The organism is Sphingomonas sp. BE123 (assembly GCF_031456015.1).
GTDB lineage: Bacteria > Pseudomonadota > Alphaproteobacteria > Sphingomonadales > Sphingomonadaceae > Sphingomonas.
In genome coordinates, this window is record NZ_JAVDTW010000002.1 from 1,411,536 (window position 1) to 1,432,265 (window position 20,730).

General features: G+C 66.7%; 27 protein-coding genes. 4 read left to right on the top strand and 23 right to left on the bottom strand.

All coding sequences use genetic code 11. The features are described from left to right. Genes fliR through flgC form a run of 4 tightly spaced genes read right to left on the bottom strand, consistent with a single transcriptional unit; the run spans position 1 to position 1,792 of the window. Complete coding sequence (fliR, locus tag J2Y54_RS14930; RefSeq protein WP_310040856.1) at positions 1-759, bottom strand: flagellar biosynthetic protein FliR; 759 nt, start codon at positions 757-759, stop codon at positions 1-3. A 7-nt stretch (positions 760-766) separates the two neighbouring features. After that, positions 767-1,033, bottom strand: a complete 267-nt coding sequence (locus tag J2Y54_RS14935; RefSeq protein ID WP_310040857.1) for a flagellar biosynthetic protein FliQ — start codon at positions 1,031-1,033, stop codon at positions 767-769. 9 nt (positions 1,034-1,042) lie between these two features. Beyond that, positions 1,043-1,375, bottom strand: coding sequence for a flagellar hook-basal body complex protein FliE (locus J2Y54_RS14940; RefSeq protein WP_310040859.1), 333 nt, complete (start codon positions 1,373-1,375; stop codon positions 1,043-1,045). A gap of 9 nt (positions 1,376-1,384) precedes the next feature. Next, positions 1,385-1,792, bottom strand: coding sequence for a flagellar basal body rod protein FlgC (flgC, locus tag J2Y54_RS14945; RefSeq protein ID WP_310040861.1), 408 nt, complete (start codon positions 1,790-1,792; stop codon positions 1,385-1,387). A gap of 111 nt (positions 1,793-1,903) precedes the next feature. On the opposite strand from flgC, the gene J2Y54_RS14950 reads away from it, so the two are divergent. From J2Y54_RS14950 to fliP, 3 genes are read left to right on the top strand one after another with little or no spacing between them, the layout of a single operon-like run. Beyond that, a complete protein-coding gene (locus J2Y54_RS14950; protein WP_310040864.1) occupies positions 1,904-2,161 on the top strand; it encodes a FliM/FliN family flagellar motor switch protein in 258 nt (85 codons plus the stop codon). Next, complete coding sequence (locus J2Y54_RS14955) at positions 2,158-2,643, top strand: flagellar biosynthetic protein FliO (RefSeq protein ID WP_310040866.1); 486 nt, start codon at positions 2,158-2,160, stop codon at positions 2,641-2,643. Before J2Y54_RS14950 ends, J2Y54_RS14955 begins: the two co-directional genes overlap by 4 nt. After that, the gene (fliP, locus tag J2Y54_RS14960; protein ID WP_310040867.1) at positions 2,636-3,394 is read left to right on the top strand and encodes a flagellar type III secretion system pore protein FliP; all 759 of its coding nucleotides are present in this window, start codon (positions 2,636-2,638) and stop codon (positions 3,392-3,394) included. Before J2Y54_RS14955 ends, fliP begins: the two co-directional genes overlap by 8 nt. Positions 3,395-3,401: 7 nt before the next feature. Here fliP and J2Y54_RS14965 read toward each other — a convergent pair whose 3' ends face one another. The 13 genes from J2Y54_RS14965 to motA are packed head-to-tail and all read right to left on the bottom strand — an operon-like array spanning position 3,402 to position 12,742. Next, a complete protein-coding gene (locus J2Y54_RS14965) occupies positions 3,402-4,040 on the bottom strand; it encodes a PilZ domain-containing protein (protein WP_310040869.1) in 639 nt (212 codons plus the stop codon). Continuing rightward, positions 4,040-4,486, bottom strand: a complete 447-nt coding sequence (locus J2Y54_RS14970) for a flagellar basal body-associated FliL family protein (RefSeq protein WP_310040870.1) — start codon at positions 4,484-4,486, stop codon at positions 4,040-4,042. Before J2Y54_RS14970 ends, J2Y54_RS14965 begins: the two co-directional genes overlap by 1 nt. A 4-nt stretch (positions 4,487-4,490) precedes the next feature. After that, positions 4,491-5,342 (bottom strand): flagellar motor protein MotB, encoded by an 852-nt coding sequence (locus J2Y54_RS14975; RefSeq protein ID WP_310040871.1) that lies wholly within the window; start codon positions 5,340-5,342, stop codon positions 4,491-4,493. Between the two features lie 2 nt (positions 5,343-5,344). Beyond that, positions 5,345-5,668, bottom strand: coding sequence for a hypothetical protein (locus tag J2Y54_RS14980; protein WP_310040872.1), 324 nt, complete (start codon positions 5,666-5,668; stop codon positions 5,345-5,347). 11 nt (positions 5,669-5,679) lie between these two features. Further along, positions 5,680-6,213, bottom strand: a complete 534-nt coding sequence (locus J2Y54_RS14985) for a chemotaxis protein CheD (RefSeq protein WP_310040873.1) — start codon at positions 6,211-6,213, stop codon at positions 5,680-5,682. Continuing rightward, positions 6,210-6,599, bottom strand: coding sequence for a response regulator (locus J2Y54_RS14990; protein WP_310040874.1), 390 nt, complete (start codon positions 6,597-6,599; stop codon positions 6,210-6,212). Before J2Y54_RS14990 ends, J2Y54_RS14985 begins: the two co-directional genes overlap by 4 nt. Next, a complete protein-coding gene (locus J2Y54_RS14995) occupies positions 6,600-7,649 on the bottom strand; it encodes a chemotaxis response regulator protein-glutamate methylesterase (RefSeq protein ID WP_310040876.1) in 1,050 nt (349 codons plus the stop codon). It abuts the gene before it with no gap. Then, positions 7,646-8,524, bottom strand: a complete 879-nt coding sequence (locus J2Y54_RS15000; protein ID WP_310040878.1) for a protein-glutamate O-methyltransferase CheR — start codon at positions 8,522-8,524, stop codon at positions 7,646-7,648. Before J2Y54_RS15000 ends, J2Y54_RS14995 begins: the two co-directional genes overlap by 4 nt. Then, the gene (locus tag J2Y54_RS15005) at positions 8,524-9,015 is read right to left on the bottom strand and encodes a chemotaxis protein CheW (RefSeq protein ID WP_310040880.1); all 492 of its coding nucleotides are present in this window, start codon (positions 9,013-9,015) and stop codon (positions 8,524-8,526) included. Before J2Y54_RS15005 ends, J2Y54_RS15000 begins: the two co-directional genes overlap by 1 nt. Further along, positions 9,012-11,192, bottom strand: a complete 2,181-nt coding sequence (locus tag J2Y54_RS15010; RefSeq protein WP_310040881.1) for a chemotaxis protein CheA — start codon at positions 11,190-11,192, stop codon at positions 9,012-9,014. Before J2Y54_RS15010 ends, J2Y54_RS15005 begins: the two co-directional genes overlap by 4 nt. After that, positions 11,189-11,554 (bottom strand): response regulator, encoded by a 366-nt coding sequence (locus tag J2Y54_RS15015; RefSeq protein ID WP_310040883.1) that lies wholly within the window; start codon positions 11,552-11,554, stop codon positions 11,189-11,191. The genes J2Y54_RS15010 and J2Y54_RS15015 overlap by 4 nt, the downstream gene beginning before the upstream one ends. Continuing rightward, positions 11,551-11,883: an STAS domain-containing protein gene (locus J2Y54_RS15020; protein ID WP_310040884.1), complete on the bottom strand. Its 333-nt coding sequence runs from the start codon at positions 11,881-11,883 to the stop codon at positions 11,551-11,553. The genes J2Y54_RS15015 and J2Y54_RS15020 overlap by 4 nt, the downstream gene beginning before the upstream one ends. Then, entirely contained in the window at positions 11,858-12,742 is an 885-nt protein-coding gene (gene motA, locus J2Y54_RS15025; protein WP_310040886.1) for a flagellar motor stator protein MotA, read from the bottom strand. The genes J2Y54_RS15020 and motA overlap by 26 nt, the downstream gene beginning before the upstream one ends. Positions 12,743-12,912: 170 nt before the next feature. On the opposite strand from motA, the gene flaF reads away from it, so the two are divergent. Further along, positions 12,913-13,272, top strand: a complete 360-nt coding sequence (flaF, locus tag J2Y54_RS15030) for a flagellar biosynthesis regulator FlaF (protein ID WP_310040888.1) — start codon at positions 12,913-12,915, stop codon at positions 13,270-13,272. 108 nt (positions 13,273-13,380) lie between these two features. Here flaF and J2Y54_RS15035 read toward each other — a convergent pair whose 3' ends face one another. From J2Y54_RS15035 to J2Y54_RS15060, 6 genes are all read right to left on the bottom strand, one after another. Continuing rightward, positions 13,381-13,995 carry a response regulator gene (locus J2Y54_RS15035; protein WP_310040889.1) on the bottom strand — a complete coding sequence of 205 codons (615 nt, stop codon included), beginning with the start codon at positions 13,993-13,995 and terminating at the stop codon, positions 13,381-13,383. Beyond that, a complete protein-coding gene (locus J2Y54_RS15040; RefSeq protein ID WP_310040890.1) occupies positions 13,995-16,307 on the bottom strand; it encodes a PAS domain S-box protein in 2,313 nt (770 codons plus the stop codon). Before J2Y54_RS15040 ends, J2Y54_RS15035 begins: the two co-directional genes overlap by 1 nt. A gap of 108 nt (positions 16,308-16,415) precedes the next feature. Next, a complete protein-coding gene (locus J2Y54_RS15045) occupies positions 16,416-17,528 on the bottom strand; it encodes a helix-turn-helix transcriptional regulator (protein WP_310040891.1) in 1,113 nt (370 codons plus the stop codon). Between the two features lie 95 nt (positions 17,529-17,623). Then, a complete protein-coding gene (locus J2Y54_RS15050; RefSeq protein WP_310040893.1) occupies positions 17,624-18,103 on the bottom strand; it encodes a hypothetical protein in 480 nt (159 codons plus the stop codon). 27 nt (positions 18,104-18,130) lie between these two features. Beyond that, positions 18,131-19,165 (bottom strand): sigma-70 family RNA polymerase sigma factor, encoded by a 1,035-nt coding sequence (locus tag J2Y54_RS15055; protein WP_310040894.1) that lies wholly within the window; start codon positions 19,163-19,165, stop codon positions 18,131-18,133. Between the two features lie 136 nt (positions 19,166-19,301). Next, on the bottom strand, positions 19,302-20,648 hold the full coding sequence (locus J2Y54_RS15060) for a globin-coupled sensor protein (protein WP_310040896.1): 1,347 nt from the start codon (positions 20,646-20,648) through the stop codon (positions 19,302-19,304). Positions 20,649-20,730: the final 82 nt, after the last annotated feature.

Here is a 20,730-nt window from a genome sequence, read left to right on the forward strand (position 1 = left end):
TCAGCTCCAGCCCATGTTCATCCAGGTCGCGATGCTGTTGGCAAAGGCGATCAGCATCGCACCAAAGGTCGCGGCAGTGATGGTAACGCCAAGCAGCAGGTTGAGCGGCTGGGCAATGAAAAAGACCTGCAGCGCCGGGGCGACGCGCGCAACCAGGCCGAGCACGGTGTTGAACACGATGCCATAGACGAGCAGCGGGGCGGCGAGCGAAACGCCGAGCGCGAGCGCATTGCCGGCGACGCGCACCGCGAGCTGGGCGAAGTCATGCGTGTTCGGCAGCACCCCGACCGGGAACAGGCCATAGGATTTGATCAGCGCGCCGAGCCACAGGTGATGCACCGCCATGGCAAAGCATACGACTGCCGCCGCGACGCCGACGAATTTGGACAGGATCGGCGCCTGACCCGACTGGCCCGGGTCGAACACCATGGCCGAGGTCAGACCGATCTGCAGGCTGATCAGCGATCCGGCGATCGAAATCGCCTGGTACATCATCCGCATGATCAGGCCGAGGCCGATGCCGATCAGCAATTCGACCACCAAGATACCGGCAAGCACGGCATCAGTGACATCGGCGATCGGAAGGATGCGCGGCGAGAGGAAGCTCCACAGGCCGAGCGTCATGCCGAGCCCGGCGAACAGGCGGATCTGTGCCGGGACGGCGTCTTCGGAAAAGACCGGCAACAGCATCAGCACCGACCCCACCCGTGCGAACAGGATGAGGAAGGCAGTGACCTGAAGCGGCAGATCCTCGATCATCGGCGCGTCAGCCGCCCTGAACGATCTTGTCGCCGAGCACGCGCATGAAATCGCCGAGCGCGCCCCCGATCATCGGAAAGCTGAGCAACAGCGTGATGCCCATGATGATGATCTTGGGAACGAATGTCAGCGTCTGTTCCTGAATCTGGGTGAGCGCCTGGAGCAGGCCGATCGCGACGCCGGTGAACAGCGCGGCGAACAGCAACGGTCCGGCGACGGTGAGCGTCAGGATCAGCGCGGCGCGCCCGATCTCGATGGCGGAATTGGCATCCATCGTCCGCGCCTAGATCTGCATTCGCATGATTTCGGAATAGGCGTTGACCACCCGGTCGCGCACCGCGACGACGGTGTCGAGCGCGACTTCGGCCGCGCCCATCGCGGTCACGACGTCGATCAGGTCGCCCTTGCCGGCGATCTGGCGCGCCGATGCGGTCTCGGCCGCCTTCAGGCTGGACGATGCATCGCCGACCATCCCCTGGACCAGCTGGCCAAAGCCGCCGGCAACGGGGGCTTCGCCGGTCTGGGCCGGGGCAAGGCCGTTGCCGCCGCGCGAAAGCGGGGCGACGCCGGCGGCCCGGCCATAGGCAGTGGCTGCGTCAAGTGCTCCGATGGACATGGATTTCCCTTATTTCAGCAGGTCGATGGTGCGCATCGTCATGCCCTTGGCGGCTTCGATGGCGCTGAGATTGGCTTCGTAGGAACGCTGGGCCGCCTTCATGTCGGCGGTTTCGACCAGGCCGTTGACGTTCGGCATCAGCACATAGCCCTTGGCATCCGCCGCCGGATTGCCCGGCTGATAGACGCGCTGGAACGCCGACTTGTCGGCAGCGACGCCCTTGACCGACACCTTGGTCGCGCCCGTCGCGCGATCCACCTCGGCGGCAAAAGTTGCCACGCGGCGGCGATAGGGATCGCCACCGGGCGTCTGTGCGACCGAGCTCTGGTTGGCGAGGTTTTCCGCGATCACCCGCATCCGCAGCGACTGCGCACGCAGCCCCGAGGCGGAGACCGAGACGGCAGATTTGAGGTCCATGATCCCGTGTTCCGGCGCGGCGGGCAGGAATTGCCCCCGACACTCATCTTATAGGCAAGATTTTCCGGGTCGGTCGGACCGGGGGCAAAAACTGCCCCCTATAAACACGGTATGACAACCGTTCTGGGAAATGCCGTGCTCAACGACGTGATGGTCGAACTGTCGATCGTGCTGGGGTCCACCCAGTTGCCGATCCGTCAGGTCCTGAAGATGAGCCGCGGCGCGATCGTCGCCCTCGACTCCACCGACGCCGATCCGACGCTGATCTATGTCAACGAGACATTGGTGGCGCGCGGCCGGGTGATCGTGAGCGGCGAGCATATGTCGATCGAGATTTCCGAAGTGCTTCCGGCGACCGGTGCGGCATGACCATTCTTGCGCTGCTTCGCATGTTCGGTGCGCTCGCGATCGTGCTCGGCCTGCTGGCCGGCGCGCTCTGGGCGGTACGCCGCTTCGACATTCGCCTGCCAGGGCGACTGGGGGCAGGGGGCGCGCCCGACAAGCGGCTGGAGGTGGTCGAGCGGCTGACCGTCGATCCCAAGCGTTCGCTACTGCTGGTCCGGCGCGACAATGTCGAGCATCTGGTGCTGATGGCGCCCGAGGGCAATGTCGTGCTGCACGAAGCACGGACCGACAGCCCTGCGCTGCGCCTGATCGAGGCGCCGGCACGCACGCCGGCAGTTGCCGCTGCGCCCGAGCAACCGGTCTTCACCCTTCCGGACGATCCGGCGCCAGCAGTGATGTTCGACGCCGCCCGCGACGGCAGCAACGCGCCCGGATCGACCCGCTTTCTCAGCAATCTTGAGCGCGTTCAGGATTTTGCGAGCGCAAGGCTGGCGCGTCATGCCTAAGCTGCTGCGCATCGTGCTGGCCGCGGGCTTGCTGCTCGCGCCGATGGCCGCTGCGGCGGCAACCGGCGGGGCCGGGGCGGGTGGAAGCGCGGACTCCCCCTTGGGCCTGCTCGGCGGGTCGATGAGCGGCAAGGCGATCGGCCTGGTCGCGATGCTGACGGTGCTGAGCCTTGCGCCCGGCATCCTGATGACCGTCACGTCCTTCACCCGCATCGTCGTCGCGCTGTCGCTGCTGCGCACGGGGCTGGGCGCGCAGGGCGTACCGCCGAACCCGGTGATCATCAGCCTTGCGCTGTTCCTGTCAATGTTCGTGATGACGCCGACCTTCGAAGCGGCGTGGTCCGCCGGGATCAAGCCCTATACCGAGGGCAAGATCAGCGAGGACGTCGCGTTTCAGAAGACGGCCGAGCCGTTCCGCAAATTCATGCTGAGCCAGGTGCGCGACGACGACATCGCCCTGTTCAACGGGCTCGCCGCCGAACCGGCCAAGACCCGGGCCGAGGTGCCGCTGGGAACGCTGGTGCCGGCGTTCATGATCTCCGAACTGCGGCGCGCGTTCGAGATCGGGTTTCTGCTGTTGCTCCCGTTTCTCGTGATCGATCTGGCGGTGTCCGCCGTGCTGATGGCGATGGGCATGATGATGCTGCCGCCAACGACGATCGCGTTGCCGTGCAAGATTATCTTTTTCGTGCTGGTCGACGGCTGGGCACTGGTCGCGGGAAGCCTGATCCGCAGCTTCGGATCCGGCTGACCGCTCGTCAACCGCGATGGCCGAACCGGCTTGCCGGGTCGATCAGCCACGCCGACAGCGTCTCGAACCGCAACGCGGTCAGGAACTGCAGCCCGGCAACGTCCTCGCGCTGCCAACGGATCGTCGCGTTGACCGTGCCCAGATTGGGAATGTGCACCGACAGCGTGCCCATCGGCAACGTGCGCTGAATCCCCTCGATCCGCATCCCGCGCTGGTTGATGTCGCGCAGCGTCGCGGCGAGCCGGCGCCCGTCATAGGTGACGAGCACGGCACATTCGGCGGCAAGCCGGGGCAGGCGGTTGTGCCAGCCTTCTTCCTTTGGCGTCGGCTTCAGGATCAGTTCGGCCGGCACCGGCGACAGGAAGTGCAGGCCGCACGCACCGCCCTGGGCCCATGCGATTTGCGCGTCGAGCAGATCGGCGCCGCGCAGTTCGAGCTGGACCTTGTCCCCGCGTTCGAGCGGCAGCGCGCATTCGACCCGCGCGCCATGTTCGGAAATGTTCCGCACGCGGCACACCACGTCGCCGCGCGCACTCGCCAGTCGGCCGACCAGCAATGTGGTGACAAGCCGCGTGTCCCCGCCGGAGCGGCGATCCTGTTCGGGTGGCCGGTCGCGGTCCCAGCTGTCGGGGTTGTCGCTGTACATTACGCGGGTTCCGCCTTGGTGATGGTCACCTTGCGGACCTTGTCGGGGCCGATCGCCTCGCGTGCGGCCTCGATCACCACCCGACGAAAATTGTCGAGATCGGGCAGCATGCCGTCGGCGCCAGCCGCCATCGGAACCTTGAAGGTGCGCAGGTTGATCGCATGCTGCAGGAACGGCAGCCGCGCAGTGACCGCGGCGGCATCGCTCTCGCTGACTTCCAGCTGGATCTCGAACTTGGCGTAGCCCGACAGCTTGCCGTCTTTCAGCACCAGCGGCGCCGTCATCTGCGGCACGGTGACGAACGTACCCGGCTCCTCCTCGGCAGGCTCGGGCTTTCCGGTGGCACCCGCCGGCGGGGCGAGGAACAGCGTCGTCGCATAGCCGCCGCCTGCGCCGATCGCGGCGCCGGTGATGAGAAGGATGAGGGGGAACAGGATCTTTTTCATCGGATCACATCTTGAAGCTGGAGTCTGCCGGGGTGGCGGGCGCCTCGCCCTTGACGATGATGGTGATACGGCGGTTTTCGGCGCGGTCGGGTTCGCCGGGATAGAGCGGCTGGCTCGAACCGCGCGCGGTGACGCCGGCTATCCGGTCGGGCGTGATCCCGCCGCCGAGCAGCACCGACCGTGCGGCAAGCGCGCGCTCGCCCGACAGGCGCCAGTTCGTCTCGGTGTCCCCGCCGGCGCCGTCGGTATGCCCCTCGATCGTCAGCCGCGCGCCGGACCGGACCAGCTTGTCCGCGACCACGCCGATCTGGCGTCGCGCGAAATCGTTGAGCTGCGCCGTGCCGGGGCGGAACATCGGCTGGCGGACGCTGTCCATCAGCGTGATGCGCAGCCCGTCCTCGTCCGATTCCACCTTTTGCTGCTGGCTGGCATCGCTCGCGATCGCGTCGAGCGACACGCGCAGTTCCTGGGCAAGCACGCGCATGGTCGCGTCGGGAATCGTGGCGGTGCCGCCACGCGCCGTGCCGACGCTCTGCGATTCCATCGCTGGAACGCCGACGGCCTTGGCTTGGTCGGCATTCTTCGCGCGGCCATGGCCGCCCGATCCGGCCTGTGCGCCGCCGGCGGCGTTGCCGGCGCTGCCCACCATCGGCGGGCCGGGCGAGAAATATTCGGCAAGCCCCTTCAGCGTATCCTTGTCCGGATTGCTGATCAGCCAGAGCAGCATGAAGAACGCCATCATCGCGGTCACGAAATCGGCATAGGCAACCTTCCACGCACCGCCGTGATGGCCGCCGACCACTTTCTTGACCTTGCGGATGACGATCGGGCGCGTGTTGGGTGCCTGGCTGGCCATGGTCAGTGCGCCGCCTGCAGCGCGGCGTGCAGCCGTTCGTGGATCTGGCCGAGACGGACCGGGGCGATCGCGCTGCGGGTGCAGGCGCCATCAGCCAGCCGGTCGAGTACGGCCGCGCTTTCCTCGGTGCACTGGACGAGCAGGTCGAACGCCTGGAGCTTGTCGAGATAGCGGTCGACGAAATGCTCGTCGCCGACCAGCACTTCGGCCAGTTCCTCGATCAGCGCGCGAACATGGCGCAGCTCGCCCGCGACCGCGCTGTGCAGCGTGCTGATCAGCGGATCGGTCGCGGCGGTGACGCTCACGGAATTGCGGTTCTCGTCCATAACTAAACCCTTCAGAACAGGTCGATCTCGCCGCCATGGGCGGGCATCTTTGGCGGCAGCGTGACCGGCGGCGGCTCGGCAACATAGGTGCATCGGATTTTCCCGTCATAAGGCCGGAACTCCACCTTGCGCGGCTGGGTGCCGCCGGTGTCGTTCAGGCCGATGGCGATGCCTTCGGTCTGCAAGAAGCGCAGCGCGAACGCGGCGTTGGCGGTCCCGATCCCGCCAAGGCCGGCGATGATGTTCGCGCCCCCATAAAGGTGCGCACGCAGCTGGGCGCGCTCGGCCCCGGCCTTCATCATGCCGTTGATCAGCAATTCCATCGCGTGCACGCCATAGCGCTGCAGCTCGGTCGCGCTGACCTTGTGGTCCGGGCTCGGCTCGCCCAGCAGGAAATGGTTCATCCCCCCGATGCGCCCGCGGGCATCGTGCAGGCACACGGCGATGCACGATCCCAGCAGGGTGGAGATGACCATCTCCGGCTTGGAGACGACCGCGAACTCGCCCTGGATGATCGAGATTTTGCTGGCGGTTGCGACGCTCATGAGAGGGCGCCGAACACGCGCTCGATCTTTTCCTTGAGCGCCGCCGGCGCAAAGGGCTTCACGAGATAATTGTTGACGCCCAGCGCCGCTGCCTTGGCCACGACCTCGCGGTCGGACGAGCCGGTCAGCATGATGAACACGGTTTTGGCCAGCACGGAATCGTTGCGGACTGTCTCGAGAAACTCGAGGCCGTCCATCTCGGGCATGTTATAGTCCGAGATAATCAGGTGCACACGATCGACACGCATCGCCGACAGCGCTTCGGGGGCAGTCGCCTTGTCGCGAATGTCCTTGAACCCGAAGTCCTGCAGGGCGCGGCGAATCATCGCGCGCATACTCGTCTGGTCGTCCACGACCATGACTCGAATGGCTGACGCGGCGGGCATTTAACGCTCCTGGTGCAGGCCGCCCCGAGAGGCGGCAAGGATTGCGCCTGCCATTGCGGACAGGCTGGTTTCGGTTTCCACGGCGCCGATCTGGAGCGCCGCACGGGGCATGCCCCAGACGACGCAATCGTCGCGGGACTGGCCAAAGGTTCGGGCACCGGTCTGGCGCATGGCCAGCATCCCGGCGGCGCCGTCGCTGCCCATGCCGGTCAGGATCGCGGCAACCGCGCCCTTGCCCAGCCGGGCGACCGAGTTGAACAGCATGTCGACCGAGGGACGGTGGCCATTGACCGGATCGCTGGCGACCAGCTTGATCCGCCCGCGGCTGCCGCCGTCGAGGATCATGTGGTTTGCGCCACCCGGGGCGATGTACACCGTGCCCCGCTGCAGCTGCATGCCGTCGGTCGCTTCGACCACCTTGACCGCGCACCCGCGGTCGAGCCGCGCGGCGAAGCTGGCGGTAAAGGCCGCCGGCATGTGCTGGACGACCAGCACGGGCGGGCAGTCGGGCGGCAGTTCGCCGAGCACGCGGAACAGCGCTTCGACGCCGCCGGTGGAGGCACCGATCGCGATCACGACATCGCGAAACGGCGCCTGGCTGCTCGCCGGGCTGGCGGGGCGGACCGCATCGCTGCGCATCCCGGCGCGGGCACGCGAACGCGCCGCACCCTTGACGATTGCGCGCAGCTGCTCGGCGCCGAGCGCCAGCTCGACCGGGCCGCCGGCGGGCTTGGCGATGCAGTCGACCGCGCCCAGGCGCAGCGCCTCGATCGTGACGTCCGCGCCCGCCGCCGTCAGCGACGAGCACATCACGACCGGCATCGGCCGCAGCCGCATGATCCGCTCCAGGAACGACAGGCCGTCCATTCCGGGCATCTCGACGTCCAGGGTCAGAACGTCGGGATTGAGTTCCTTGATCATCTCGCGTGCCCGGTGCGGTTCGGGCGCGGCGCCGACGACCTCGATCTCCGGATCACCCGACAGGATGCGCGTCAATGCTGCCCGCATCGACGGGCTGTCATCGACGATCAGGGCGCGAACCGGGCTCATGCGGCACCGTCCGTGCGCTGATAAATGGTATTGCCACAGCTGCGCATCCGCGCGACCGCCGGGCCGATCAGCCGCTCGCTATGGCCGATATACAGGAAGCCGCCGGGCTTCAGCAGCTCGACCAGCCGCGCTTCCAGCTCCGCTTTCGCGGTGTCGTCGAAATAGATCATGACGTTCCGACAGAAGATCGCGTCGTAACGCTGGCGCATCGGCCAGTCGCCGAACAGGTTGAGGACACGCGCGGTGACCAGCGCGCGCGCCGCTTCCGCCATGCGGTACCCGCCATTTTCGGGCACCATCCACGCCTTGAGATAGGAATCGGGGATCCCGTTGATTCCGCCAGCGGGGTAAAAACCTTCTGCTGCGGCCTTGACCACCGGCTCGGAAATGTCGGTCGCCAGCAGGCGGACGTCGCGGTTGCGCATCCATTCTGCCTGCGACCGGTCGGGACCGAGCAGGGTCATCGCCAGCGTGTAGACTTCCTCGCCGCTCGAGCAGCCGGCCGACCACATTCGCACCGGGGCGCGGCTGGGATCGCTCTTCAACTGCGGCATCAGCACGTCGCGCAGATGGTCGAAGTGATGGCTCTCGCGAAAGAAGTGCGTGTGGTTGGTGGTCAGCGCCGTGACCAGCAACCGCAGCTCCTCCGGATCGGACTCGGCAAAGGCGATATAGTCCTTGAACGACGCCAGCTTGCGGTCGCGCAGCCGGCGCGCAAGGCGCGAATGCACCAGCACCTTCTTGGTCGGCGGGAGGTGGATCCGCGCCTCGGTCTGCATGATCCGCGCGATCGCTGCGAAATCGCTGTCGCCGAGCGGCGGAGCGCCGTCGGACAGCAGCGGGTTCGCGCCAGCGGGGGCAAGGACGGTGCTCATCAGGCGGCCAGGTCCAGGTGACGGGTGATCGACAGCGCGTCGAGATCGAGCAGCAGCACCATCTGGGGCTTGGGCTCGCTGCCGTCGCGCGAACGGGTGGTGATCTGGACCAGGCCCGAAATCACATTGGCTTCCTGCAGCTCGACATCCGGCGCCGGCTGGATCGCGCTTTCCTGGATCGCGACGATGTCATCGACTTCATCGACGAGGAAACCGGCCTGCTTGCCCGCGATGTTGACGACCAGCACGCACGAGCGGGCATGGATCGTGCTCGGCGTCCAGCCCAGCCGGTCGGCAAGGCCGACGACGGGCACGACATTGCCGCGCAGGTTGGTCACGCCCAGGATGTAGCCCGGAACGCTGGGGAGCGGGGTCGGCTCGGCCCATTCGCGGATTTCGATCAGCGAGCGCATGTCGATGCCGAAATGACGGCTGCCGAGCGTGAAGGTAACGATCTTGATCTCGTCGGCGGGGGTTTCATGTTCGTTCATGCTGCCAGTCCTCTCAGGAGGTTGCGGGTCTGCGGGCCGTTCGAGGCGACCAGCGCCTCGACGTCGAGGATGAGGGCGATCGATCCGTCGCCCAGGATCGTTGCTCCGCCCAGCCCGCGGATCGGGTGGAGATTCTGCTCGAGGCTCTTGATCACGACCTCGCGGCGATCGTCGATCGTGTCGACCAGCAGGCCGACGCGGCCGGCGCTCTCGCTTTCGACGATGATCACCAGGCTCTCGTGCACCGGCCGGTCTTCATTGGCATGCAGCCCGAAGACCTGGGTCAGGCGCCGCACCGGCAGATAATCGCCGCGCAGTTCGATGACCTCGCTGCCCGGGGTGGTCGCGCTGACCTGGCCCGGTTCGGGGCGGATCGCCTCGATCACCGTCGCCAGCGGCAGCACGAAGCGCTGTCCGGCGAGGCGCACGACCATGCCGTCGAGGATCGCCAGCGTCAGCGGCAGGACCAGGGTAAAGGTCGTGCCCTTGCCCGGAACCGACGCGATTTCGACCCGTCCGCCCAGCGCTTCGACATTGGAGCGGACCACGTCCATGCCCACGCCGCGGCCCGAGATGTTCGAGATCGTCGCGGCGGTCGAGAAACCGGGGGCGCAGATCAGCTGATCGATTTCCTCGTCGCTCAGCACGGCGTCGGCCGGAATGATGCCCTTTTCCACTGCCTTGGCGCGGACGCGGGCACGGTCGATTCCCTTGCCGTCGTCCGACACGGTGACGATGATGCGGGCGCCCTTCTGCTCGGCCGACAGCACGATCGTGCCCTGCGGCGACTTGCCGGCGCGCAGGCGATCCTCGGTGCTTTCGAGGCCGTGGTCGACCGCATTGCGGATGAGGTGGGTCAGCGGGTCGCCGATCTTCTCGATCACGCCCTTGTCGACTTCGGTCATCTCGCCATGCGTCTGCAGCTGCACCTGCTTGCCGGTTTCGGCCATCAGGTCGCGCAGCATGCGCGGCACGCGGCTGAACGCCTGCTTGATCGGCTGGGCGCGCAGGCTCATCACATTGTCCTGGATCTCGCGCGTCAGGCGGGCGAGTTCGGGCAGCTCGACGCGCTCCTGGTCCTTGGCGCTCAGCCGATCGGACAGGATCGAGTTGCGGATGACCAGCTCGCCGACCAGGTTGAGCAGCATGTCGAGCTTGACCAGATCGACGCGGATGGTCTGCGATGCATTGTCGCTGGCGCGCATCTCGGTCGCGGGCGGGGCCGCGGCTGCCGGAGCGGCCGGGACTGCGGCCGGCGTCGGCGCGGTCGCTGCCGCGACCTGTTCGATCAGCGCGAGCGCATCGTCCAGCCGTTCGCTGCGCGCATCTGCGGCCGGCGTTTCGACCGCCGCTGCCTCGACCCGCTCGATCACGATGTGCGAATCCGGCGCGACGAAGTCGAATGCGTCGCGAATGCGCGACTCCTCGGTCCAGCCGGGCAGTTCGATCGTCCAGCGCAGATAGGCCTGTTCCGGGTCGAGGTCGCGCAGCGGGGGCAGCGTGTCGGCATCGACTGCGACGACGCGGCCGCCATTATCTTCGAGCTCGCGGATCACCAGGATCGGCTCGGCGCCGGCGGCCATCGCGTCGCGCGACGGGCCGAACTCGACGCGCCACACCGCTTCGGCGGGGGCAGCAGCCGGCGTTTCTGCCGCATCGGCATCGGCCGGCGCGTCGAAATCGAAATCGAGTGCCACGGCGACCGGTTCGAACCCGAACGGATCCGGCTCCGCTTCGACTGCGGCTTCCGGCTGCGCCGCAGGCGCTTCGGGGGCAGGAGCGGGGGCCGAGTGATCGGCGTCGAGGATCGCCTGGATCGCGGCGAGCGAGTTGCTGTCATCGGGCAACGGGACGGTACCCTGCGACGCACCGACATGGTCCGACAGGATGTCGAGCGCGGAGAGCATGACGCCCACCGTCGCCGGGGTCGGGGCGATCCGTCCGGCGCGCACTTCGTCGAGCAGATTCTCGAACTTGTGCGCAAAGGCGGTCAGCGCGACATGGCCGAACGCACCCGCGCCGCCCTTGATCGAGTGCACCGCGCGGAACACGGCCGCGATCGTGCCGGCCGACACGTCGCCGGCCTGCATTGCCGACAGCCCCTGTTCGGCGGCGGCCAGCCCCTCGGCGCATTCTTCGAAGAAGATCGCCTGGATATCGTCCATATCGTCGCTCATGGGCAGACGCGGCGGATCGCCGCTCCCAGCTTCTCGGCCTCGAACGGCTTTGTGATCCAGCCGGTGGCGCCGGCGGAGCGGGCGCGCGCCTTCTTCTCGTCCGAGAATTCGGTCGACAGGACCAGGATCGGCGTGCCGCGGAATTCGGGCAGGCCGCGCACTGCTTCGATCAGCTCGAAGCCGTCCATTTCGGGCATGTTGATGTCGGTGATGAGCAGGTCGGGCTTGACCTCTCGCATCCGCTCAAGACCATGGCGACCATCATTGGCGCTTTCGATCTTGAAACCCTGGGCGCTGAGCGACGCCTTGAGCAGCATGCGCATGCTGGCGGAGTCGTCGACGGTAAGAATCAGCTTGCTCACGATTGCAGTTCCTCTGTGTGGCTCAGGCCCAATCGGTCGGTCAGACCAAGCGCCTCGGTCCTGGCCAGGAAGGCGGGGCTGGGGTTTTGGATGATGAAACGATGGCCATTCGCTTCAGCTTCGGTTCGGGCGGCCAGCAGCAGCTGCAGCACGGCCTGGCCGACACTTTCGACCGCGCTCGCATCGACGAGAATGTCGCTCTGGGCATCGGCGGCGAGCACCAGGCGCACCTTCAGCTCTTCCGCGGTCACGGTAACCCCGTGGGCGGGAAGGCCGATGATGCCGCCGGGCGACGGCGCCAGTTCAGGCGGGTTGGGCTGCGAAGTCACTCTTTGCCTCCTCGAGCGCGGATTCGAGTTGCTGGAAGGTCGGCGCCTTGTCCGAAGGCGTCGCGCGGCGGGCGATTTCGACCGCGACCTGGGTCGGCATGCCCTGAGCATGTGCGACGATCGCGGTCTTGGCGATGACGAACGGCTTGCCGTCCGCCTCGATCACCTGGCCAAGCTTGGCGGCCAGCGGGCCGACGAAGCAGTAGGACAGGAGCACGCCCAGAAAGGTGCCGACGAGCGCGCCGCCGATCATGGCGCCGAGCACCTCGACAGGCTGGTCGATCGACCCCATGGTCTTGATCACGCCCAGCACCGCAGCGACGATGCCAATCGCGGGCAGGCCGTCGGCCATCTGCTGCAGCGCGTGCTGCGGGTGCATCTCGTGATGATGATGCGCCTCGATGTCGTTTTCCATCGCCTCGGCGATCTGATGCGGATCCTCGAAATTCACCGTCATCATGCGCAGATAGTCGCAGATGAATTCGATCAGGTGGTGATCGGCGAGCAGACGCGGAAAGCGGCTGAAGATCGGGCTGTCCTTGGGCGAATCGAGATGCGGCTCGATCGCGGTCGCGCCGCCCTTCTTGAACGCCGACAACAGTCCGAACATCAGCGTCAGTAGGTCGCGATAGTCGCTGTCCTTCCAGCGGCTGCCCTTGAACGATTTGACCACGCCCTTGCCGGCGGCCTTCACCACCGACATCTGGTTGGACACCAGGAACGCGCCGATTGCCGCGCCGCCGATCGCCATCATTTCGTGCGGCAGCGCGTGCAGAATCACGTCCATCTTGCCGCCAGCCATGATGTAGCTGCCGAACACGCAGATCATGATGATCACGAAGCCGATGCCGTTAAGCATGTTGGTGGCGGTCCCCTGCCGTAAGTGGTGGTCCCGTGGATTATAGGGCGGGGGCAGGGGCGGCGGACGCGCCGGACGTGTTTTAGATATTTGTTTGCCACGCCGCGCGTGGCGCGACCGGAGGCGCGTGGACCACTCTAGATAGGGATAAACGCGAACGAGGAACCCGCATGTCGCTTAGCGCCTATCAACGTGCCCGCACGCTCGTCGAAACCCCGCGTGCTACCGAGCAGCGGCTGATCCGCGCAGTGACTGCGTCGCTGATCGAAGCGCGCGATCAGGGCTATAGCGGCGGGCGCCTGATGGAGGCGCTGCACTGGAATCGCGAAATGTGGGATACGTTCGCCAGCGCCTGTGGCGCTCCCGGAAACGGGCTGCCCGACACGCTGCGCGCGTCGATCATCTCGATTGCGCTGTGGGTCAACCGCCACGCCAGCGAAGTGATGAAGGGGCGCGAAAGCATCGACCCGCTGATCGAAGTCAACCGCTCGCTGCTCGAAGGGCTCGGCGAAGGCCGCATGGCCGCCTGAGCGCACGGACCGCCTGCTTCATCGGCCCGTCGCCGGCCCGCCCCGCACCATGGTGTGCAGGGCGGGCAGGGCGGCGGGCCGATGGCATTTGGGCCATCGGCGATCGCTTCAGACCGGCGCTGCGACCTCCGCCGCATAGGCCAGACGCAGTGCTTCGGACAGGCTGCTGACGTCCAGCTTCTCCATCATGTTCGCGCGGTAGATTTCCACCGTGCGCGGCGACAGGTCGAGCTGGTGTGCGATCACCTTGTTCGGCCGGCCTTCGATCAGGCCCATCAGCACCTCATGCTCGCGCGGCGAGAGTCGGGCGATGCGTTCGCGCGCCTGTTCGCGGCGCTGGGCAATCCCGTTCGTCTCGTTGAATCGCTCGAAGGCATGGTCGAGCAGGTTGAGCAGGTGATGGGGATCATAGGGCTTTTCGAGAAAGTCGGTTGCCCCCGCCTTCATCGCCTGAACCGCGAGCGAGATGTCGCCCTGGCCGGTCAGCATGATCGTCAGGAACTTGGCGTTGCGCTCCTGCAGCTCGCGCATCACCTCGATCCCGTTGCGGCCCGGCATCTGGAAATCCAGCAGCAGGACGCCGCCATCGCTCGGCTCGAGATTGTCGAGTAACGCGTCGCCGGATGCGAACACCCGGATGACCAGATTGGGCCGTTCTGACAGCAGTCCGTGCAGCGACTGGCGGACCGCCTGATCGTCGTCGACGATATATACGCTCTGCATTACTCCTCCCCTGTCTCCCGTCCGGCGCCGGGAACGGTAAAGCGGAAGGTTGCCCCCCCCGCGTCGTTGTTGTGCGCCGACATCGCCCCGCCATGTGCCTCGACGATCCTGCGACAGATCAGCAGGCCGATGCCCATATTTCCCTGACCCTTGGTCGATGCGAAGGGTTTGAACAGATTGTCCAGCTTTTCCGGGCACAGCCCCGGGCCATTGTCGGCAACGGAAAACTCGATCCAGTCGTCATCGATACGGCGGGTCGCGACCCGAATACTGGGCTGGGTGGCGGCGGTTGCACGCACGGCCTCCAGCGCGTTGCGCATCAGATTGACCAGAACCTGTTGGATCTGGATCTTGTCGGCGAACATGTAAGGCGCCTCTGGAGCAAGATCATAGCTGAAGGATACGTCGATCCGTTGTGATCCGACAAGTACCAAAGCAACTGCTTCGCGAATTGCCGTTTCGACCGGCTCGACGCGCAGATCCACTTCGCGCCGGCTGACAAATTCGCGCAGGCGCCGGATGATCTCGCCGGCGCGCAACGCCTGCTCGCGGGTCGATTTGAGCTGCAGGATCAGGCGGTCGTGCAGCGGGTCGGGAACGCGCTCGTCCTCCAGGATCATCTCGGCGGTCGCGACATGATTGGTGATTGCGGCGAGCGGCTGGTTGATCTCGTGCGCCAGCGCGGCGGCGAGTTCGCCCATCGCGTTGATCCGTCCGATCTGGGTCAGCTCGCTGCTCAACTGTTCCAGCTTTTCCTCGGTCCGCAACTGGTCCGACAGGTCGGTGATGAACGCGGTGAAGATGCGGCGGTCCTCATGCACCGCTTCGCCGACATTGAGTTCGATGGGAAACTCGGTGCCGTCGGCATGCAGCGCGCTCAAAATCTGCGGCTTGCCGATGATCCGCCGCTCGCCGGTGCGCAGATAGCGCGCGAGTGCCGCGTCGTGCCGGGCGGCATAGGCGTCGTTCATCAGGATCGCGACGCTCGATCCGATCACGCTATTGGCCTCATACCCGAACATCCGTTCTGCGGCCGGGCTGAAGCTCAGAATCCTGCCCTGTACGTCGATCGTGACCATCGCGCTCGGAACGGTCTCCAGGATTGAGCGCATTTGCGCCTCACGCGCAGCGAGCTGGGACGTCTGTTCGACCCGGTCGGTCACATCGATGCTTGCCCCGACCAGCCGGACAAGCTGGCCATTTGCATCATAGAAGCAGCGCGCCGAGCCCTCGATTGCCCGGATCGCGCCATCGGGAAGACGCAGACGGTAGAAAAAGCTGATCTGGTCGGCCTTGGCCCAGGTTGCCGCCTCAATTCGCTTGCGCAACATGTTCCGGTCGTCGGGTACCACCGCGCGCTGCCAGCCTTCAAAGGTGCTCAGCATCCCTTCGGGGACGCCCATGAACGGCTCGGTCCCGGCAAACCAGGTCAGCTGTCCGCTGGGCACGTCCATGTCGAAAATCCCGATGCGATGCGCCTTCGCGGCCAGAATCAGGCGCTGGTCGCTGTCCGCGCTCGCGCTTCGCACCTCATCCAGCGTCGATCCCTGACGCGCCAGCCGGATCACCGCCCACAACAGCACCGACCCGACCACCAGCGTGTTCGCGAACATCCCCCAAATCTCGGTGGACGCAGGAAAGCCGCTGTTGCGGAACAGGATCAGGCCGCCCGCCAGCACCAGCGCGGGCGCAACCATCAGTGCCGGTACCGCGCGCAACAGGATCGGGCGCGGACCATGGCCCTCGGTGCGGTACTCCGCCAGCGTCCGCTGGGTCGCCAGCAATAGCAGGCCCGCGCCGATCGCCAGTTCGGCCAGATTGGTCGGAATCGGAATATGCCACGGCAGGTCCGCGCTGGCTGGCGCGCCGCCGCCGATCAGCTGCCCGGCAAGGATCAGCAGTGCAAAGCTGATCACCAGTGCAGCGATCAGTGCGGCAATCGGCGCTGCCGGCGCGTCGCGGCGCATCAGTCCCAGAGCCGATACCGCCAGTCCCGTCACCAGCAGGCACGAGACCGGGCTGCCGCGTGTCTGGCCGGCCAGCGACAGGATCAGCATCACCAGCGCGCCGCCTGCGACTGCGGCGGCGATGATCGGGGCGGCGCGGTGGAGCCACGATAGTGGAGGGCCCAGCGTCAGCACGAGCAGCATCGCTGCCAGTATCAGCATGGCGATCAGCGAAGGGGGCCAGACCGGCGCCGAGCCCGGAAGCGGGCTGCTCAGCGCCGGAACCGCAAAGATGGCACCGGCCAGCCCGGCGAGGCAGATCAGGCAGGCGAGCGCAAAGCAGATGGCGGCCGCCTTGCCGCGCATCGTGCCCTGCGGGAGTGTTGAAACGCCCCTTGCCACAGTCTGCCCACCACCGTCCCGGTCGCCCCGGGCAGTGGTGACTTTAGCGCACATGCGCGACAGAACAACCGTTTACAGAAAACGCGCCGCAACCACGGCGTGAACATCATCCTGGGTCAGCGGGCTGAGCGGCAGGGTAAGCGGCGGCTGCTGGCTATGGCCGACCAGCACCCCGTCGCGATCGATCGTGACCGCCAGAATACGAAACCCGCCCGCCTCGCGCAGTGCGGCCAGCCCGCCCGCGACCGGATAGCGGTCCGGGTCCACGAACAGGATCGCCTGGCCGGGCAATCCGGCGCCCAGCGTCGCGCGGCACAGCCGCAGCGCAATGACCCGGGCGCCGCACCCCGGCGGCGGCTGGATCCGCTCGCCGGTCGGATCGTCGAGGATCAGGCCATCGGCGCCGGCGATCCCCCGCACCGCGAGCGTGCCGCTGGTCGTGGCGGCGAATTCGGCTGGCGCAGCTGTGGCGAGCGGCGCGCGGGCGCCGGCGGTGGTGCGGTCACCCGCCAACTCCGCGCGCAAGGCCGCGATCCGCTCGCGCGTGCGCCGCAGCCGTTCGCCCGGATCGGAAACCGCCGGGATCCAAGGATCGAGTTCGCCCGCGCGATGCAATTGATCGATGCGCGCGCGCAGCGCAGCGGTGCTGCCGGTTCCCATCAGCGTCGCGATCGCGGCCTGCGTCGCCGGATTCCAGTCCTCGAAATGCCGCTGGGCATTCTCGATCCGCGACAGATTGACCGCGGCGATGCCCAGCCGCTCGCCAATTGCCTGGATCGTCAGCGCGCGGTCGGTGGAGCGGATGTGGCGAACCGCCGCAGCGACCAGAATGGCGAAGCGCTCGCGTTCGATGTCGAGCGTTCCGGGATCGATGAACGGTGCCGCCCAGCTATCGATGGCAAAGCCCGGCGCGTCGACATCGACCAGCAGCGCGTCGGGCGCCACGCCCAGCACCGCGGCGATCTCCACCAGCTCGGCCGCGCGGGCAATCACCTCGCCGCGCTCGATCTTCGACAGGCGGATATAAGTGATGCCCGGCAGTCGATGGGACAGGACGATCAGTTTCTGCAGACCCGCGCGGCGGCGCAGCTCGCGAATGTGGTTGGGAAAGATGAACGCGCGATAGGGGTCGATCGGCATCGCCCCCGCGCCGGGCGCGGGTTTGAGCTTGACCGGCGCGTCCATCTCCACCTCCGCTGAACTATCCCAAATTGAGTATAGGATAGCATTACTGTCCCGATGTTCCAAATGTCGGGATTGCAGCGACTTGGTGAGGAAACTTAACTAATCTGACGCGCCGCCGACGTGCGCGGCGGATGGGAGATCAGCGCCCAGTTACCGGCCGGGTCGAAACGCCGCAGCGCGACCAGGCTGCCGGGCCGGGCGATCCGGCGGTCGAGCCAGCCCGGAGCGAGCGGCCAGGGGTCCTCCGGCGCCAGCGCAACGCCGGTTCCATCGCTCAACAGGCCGATGCTGTGCGGCGCGGTGCCCAGCGGCCAGCGGTGGCGGACGCGGTCGAGCAGCTGAGCTGCCAGCCGTTCGGCCGGACGCGCGCTGCGCGCCGGGGCGATGTCATGACGCTTCAGCCAGCGATCCCAGCTGGATCCGAAATTACCGTTGGCCCCGGTGCCCCACACCGCGATCAGATGGCCCGACTGGTCCAACCAGTGCCGGGCGTTGTGACAGAATTCGCGGACGACCTCGTCCAGTCCCGGTTCGATGAACGGCATCAGCGGTTCGGCGGCGGCGTGCGCGGTCATGGTGCTCTCGCGGATCATGGCGACGGCTCAGCGCGAACGGACAGTGCCGGGGGTGAGTGCGGCGTCGCGCTCGTCCCGATCGATCTCCGGGCTGTCCGGCGTCGGGGCCGGGATGACCGCGATCACCCGGCTCAGCCGGTTGTGCGGGGCATTGTGGTCGGGAAGCACGCTGCTGGCGACCGGTTCGACCGTGTCGCTCGCGCGGCGGCGGGGCTGGGCGCGGGGGCGCTCGAACATCCCGCCAAAACGCGGATCGTTCGCGGCGATGTCGGCGATCGTCTTGGCGGCGCGCTTGGCCACCTGGCGCTGACGCTCGCGCTCCTGCGGGTCGCACTCGACATCCAGGTCGGCGGCATCGTCGGACAGGCGGCGCGCAACCATGCGGCGCTGCGCGTCCAGCTTTTCCTCGAGCTCGGCGATCTCCGCCGGATCGATGATCGCGGCACCGGCGCGATAGCGGGGCAGGCGGGGGTCCTGAACCTGCACCGACCGGGCATTGCGGGCGCGGCGCTTCATCTGCTCCATCGCGACGCCGCGCAGATGCTCGACATAGGCGTCGAGCAGTGCCTCGCGGGTCTTGACGGCGAGATGCTCGCCAGCCGCCGCTTCGGTGCGCTCCAGCGCGAATTCGTCCTCGATCATGCTGTCGAGCGTGTTGGCTTCGCCTTCGGCCCCGACGCTGATCGCGTGGAGCGAGACGGTGGTCGCCTCGACCTTCTTCGCCGACGGGCGCTGGTCGGTCATCACGCGGAAACGCAGGCTCTGCAGTTCGCCGCGCAGCTGCCAGTTGACGAAGGTGGTGAACTGGGCGCGCTCGGGGTCATAGGCCTGGATCGCGCGGTGCACGCCGATCGCGCAGCACTGCTCGGCATCGTCCCAATGGGCGGCAAGGCCATACTGACGGATGAAGTGGCGGATGCGCGGCGCGAGCAGCTTCAGCACCTGGGCGAAGGCGCGCTCGCCATACACGCGCTGGCGATTGGTCTGCGCCTGACCGTCCTTGGGCAGGTTCTCGATAACGACGGCAACTGCGGCTTCGAGCGCGGCGGTGGTGTTCGACATGATCGTCCCCTCGATCGTCTTCGCCGTCCGCCATGAGTGCGTCGGCTACAGGGACATCATCGCCGTTTGCGGTAAATAGGAGTAAACCACTCCTATACGTAATTCCACAATATGTACTTCTACGGTAGTTTCGGTCTTACGCCGCGCGGACCTGTTCGACGAAGCGATGGACCTGATCCGACAGGGTCCCGGCCTGCCCCGACAGGGCGCTGGCGGAGGAGAAAATCTGCGTTGCGGCGGTCCCCGTCGCCTCGGATGCCTGGCTCACGCCGACGATGTTTGCCGACACTTCATGTGCCGCCTGGGCGGTCTGCTGGATGTTCCGGCTGATGTCTGCGGTTGCGCTGTTCTGCTGATTGATCGCACTTGCGATCGTGTTGCTGATCTCGGCGACCTCGCTGATCGTGCGCGTGATGTTGCCCAGGCCCGATACGGCGCGGCGAGTCGCGTCCTGAATCTCGCGGATCTGGCTTTCGACTTCCTCGGTCATGCGTTCGGTCTGGCTGGCGAGCGCCTTGACCTCGGCGGCGACCACCTCGAACGCCTTGCCCGCCTCGCCGGCGCGCGCGGCCTCGATCGATGCATTGAGCGCGAGCATGTTGGTCTTGCCCGCAATCTGGCCGATCAGGCCGACGACGGTGCCGATCCGCTCGGCCGCCTCGTCGAGCGCGCGGACGACCTGGTCGGTCTGCTCGGCATCGTGCACCGCACGGCTGGTCGTGCGGCTCGAATCCGCCACTTGCTGAGCGATCATCTGGATCGACGCCGAAAGCTGCTCGGCGGCCGAGGCGACGGTCTGAACACCTGCGCTGGCCTGTTCCGCCGCAGCGGCGACGGCGAGCGCGCGGTTGTTCGCCTCACCGGTATTCTGGGTCATCGTTTCCGCGCTGGCTTCCAGTTCGGTCGATGCGACGCTCAACTGGTCGACCAGCCCGGCTACCTGCGCCTCGAACTCCGCCGCGAGCGCGGTCAGTTTCTCGTCATAGGTAACCTTGTTCTCAAGGATATAGCCCGAGATGGCGAGGTCCATGTCGATCATCGCCGCCATGTTGATCGCGGTGCACAGGTCGCTCGTGCGACGGGCCGCGGCGCCGGTCAGGGTGCGGCCCTGGCTCCGCGCGGCAAGCGCGAACAGGTGCTGCAGGATGAAGCTGTAGCCGCCGATATACCAGCGCGGGCTCAGCCCGATCTTGCTGTGCATCAGCCCGATCCGCTTGACGGATTCGACATAGGCATCGTTGAACCGCCCGGAGAACAGAGCCTCCCAGTGGGTTGCCTGTGCCCGTGCGGCGCGCGGCATCGCCTCGGCATCGGTGAACATCGCGGCGAGCTCGGGCCAGGTGCGCAGGTTGGCGTAGAATTGGTCGAGAATGCCGGGCAGCGCGCGCTTCAGCGTCGGACCGAACCGGATCAGGGCGTCGCGATGCGCGTCGGTAAACCCGGCAAAGGCGAGGCGATCAACCAATTCCGCGCTGATGGACATGACGAACCCTTCGAACTCAAACTTGTCCTACCCATATAGGATAAATACCGGAGGGTTGGTCGGGCTCCGCAAACTTACCTAG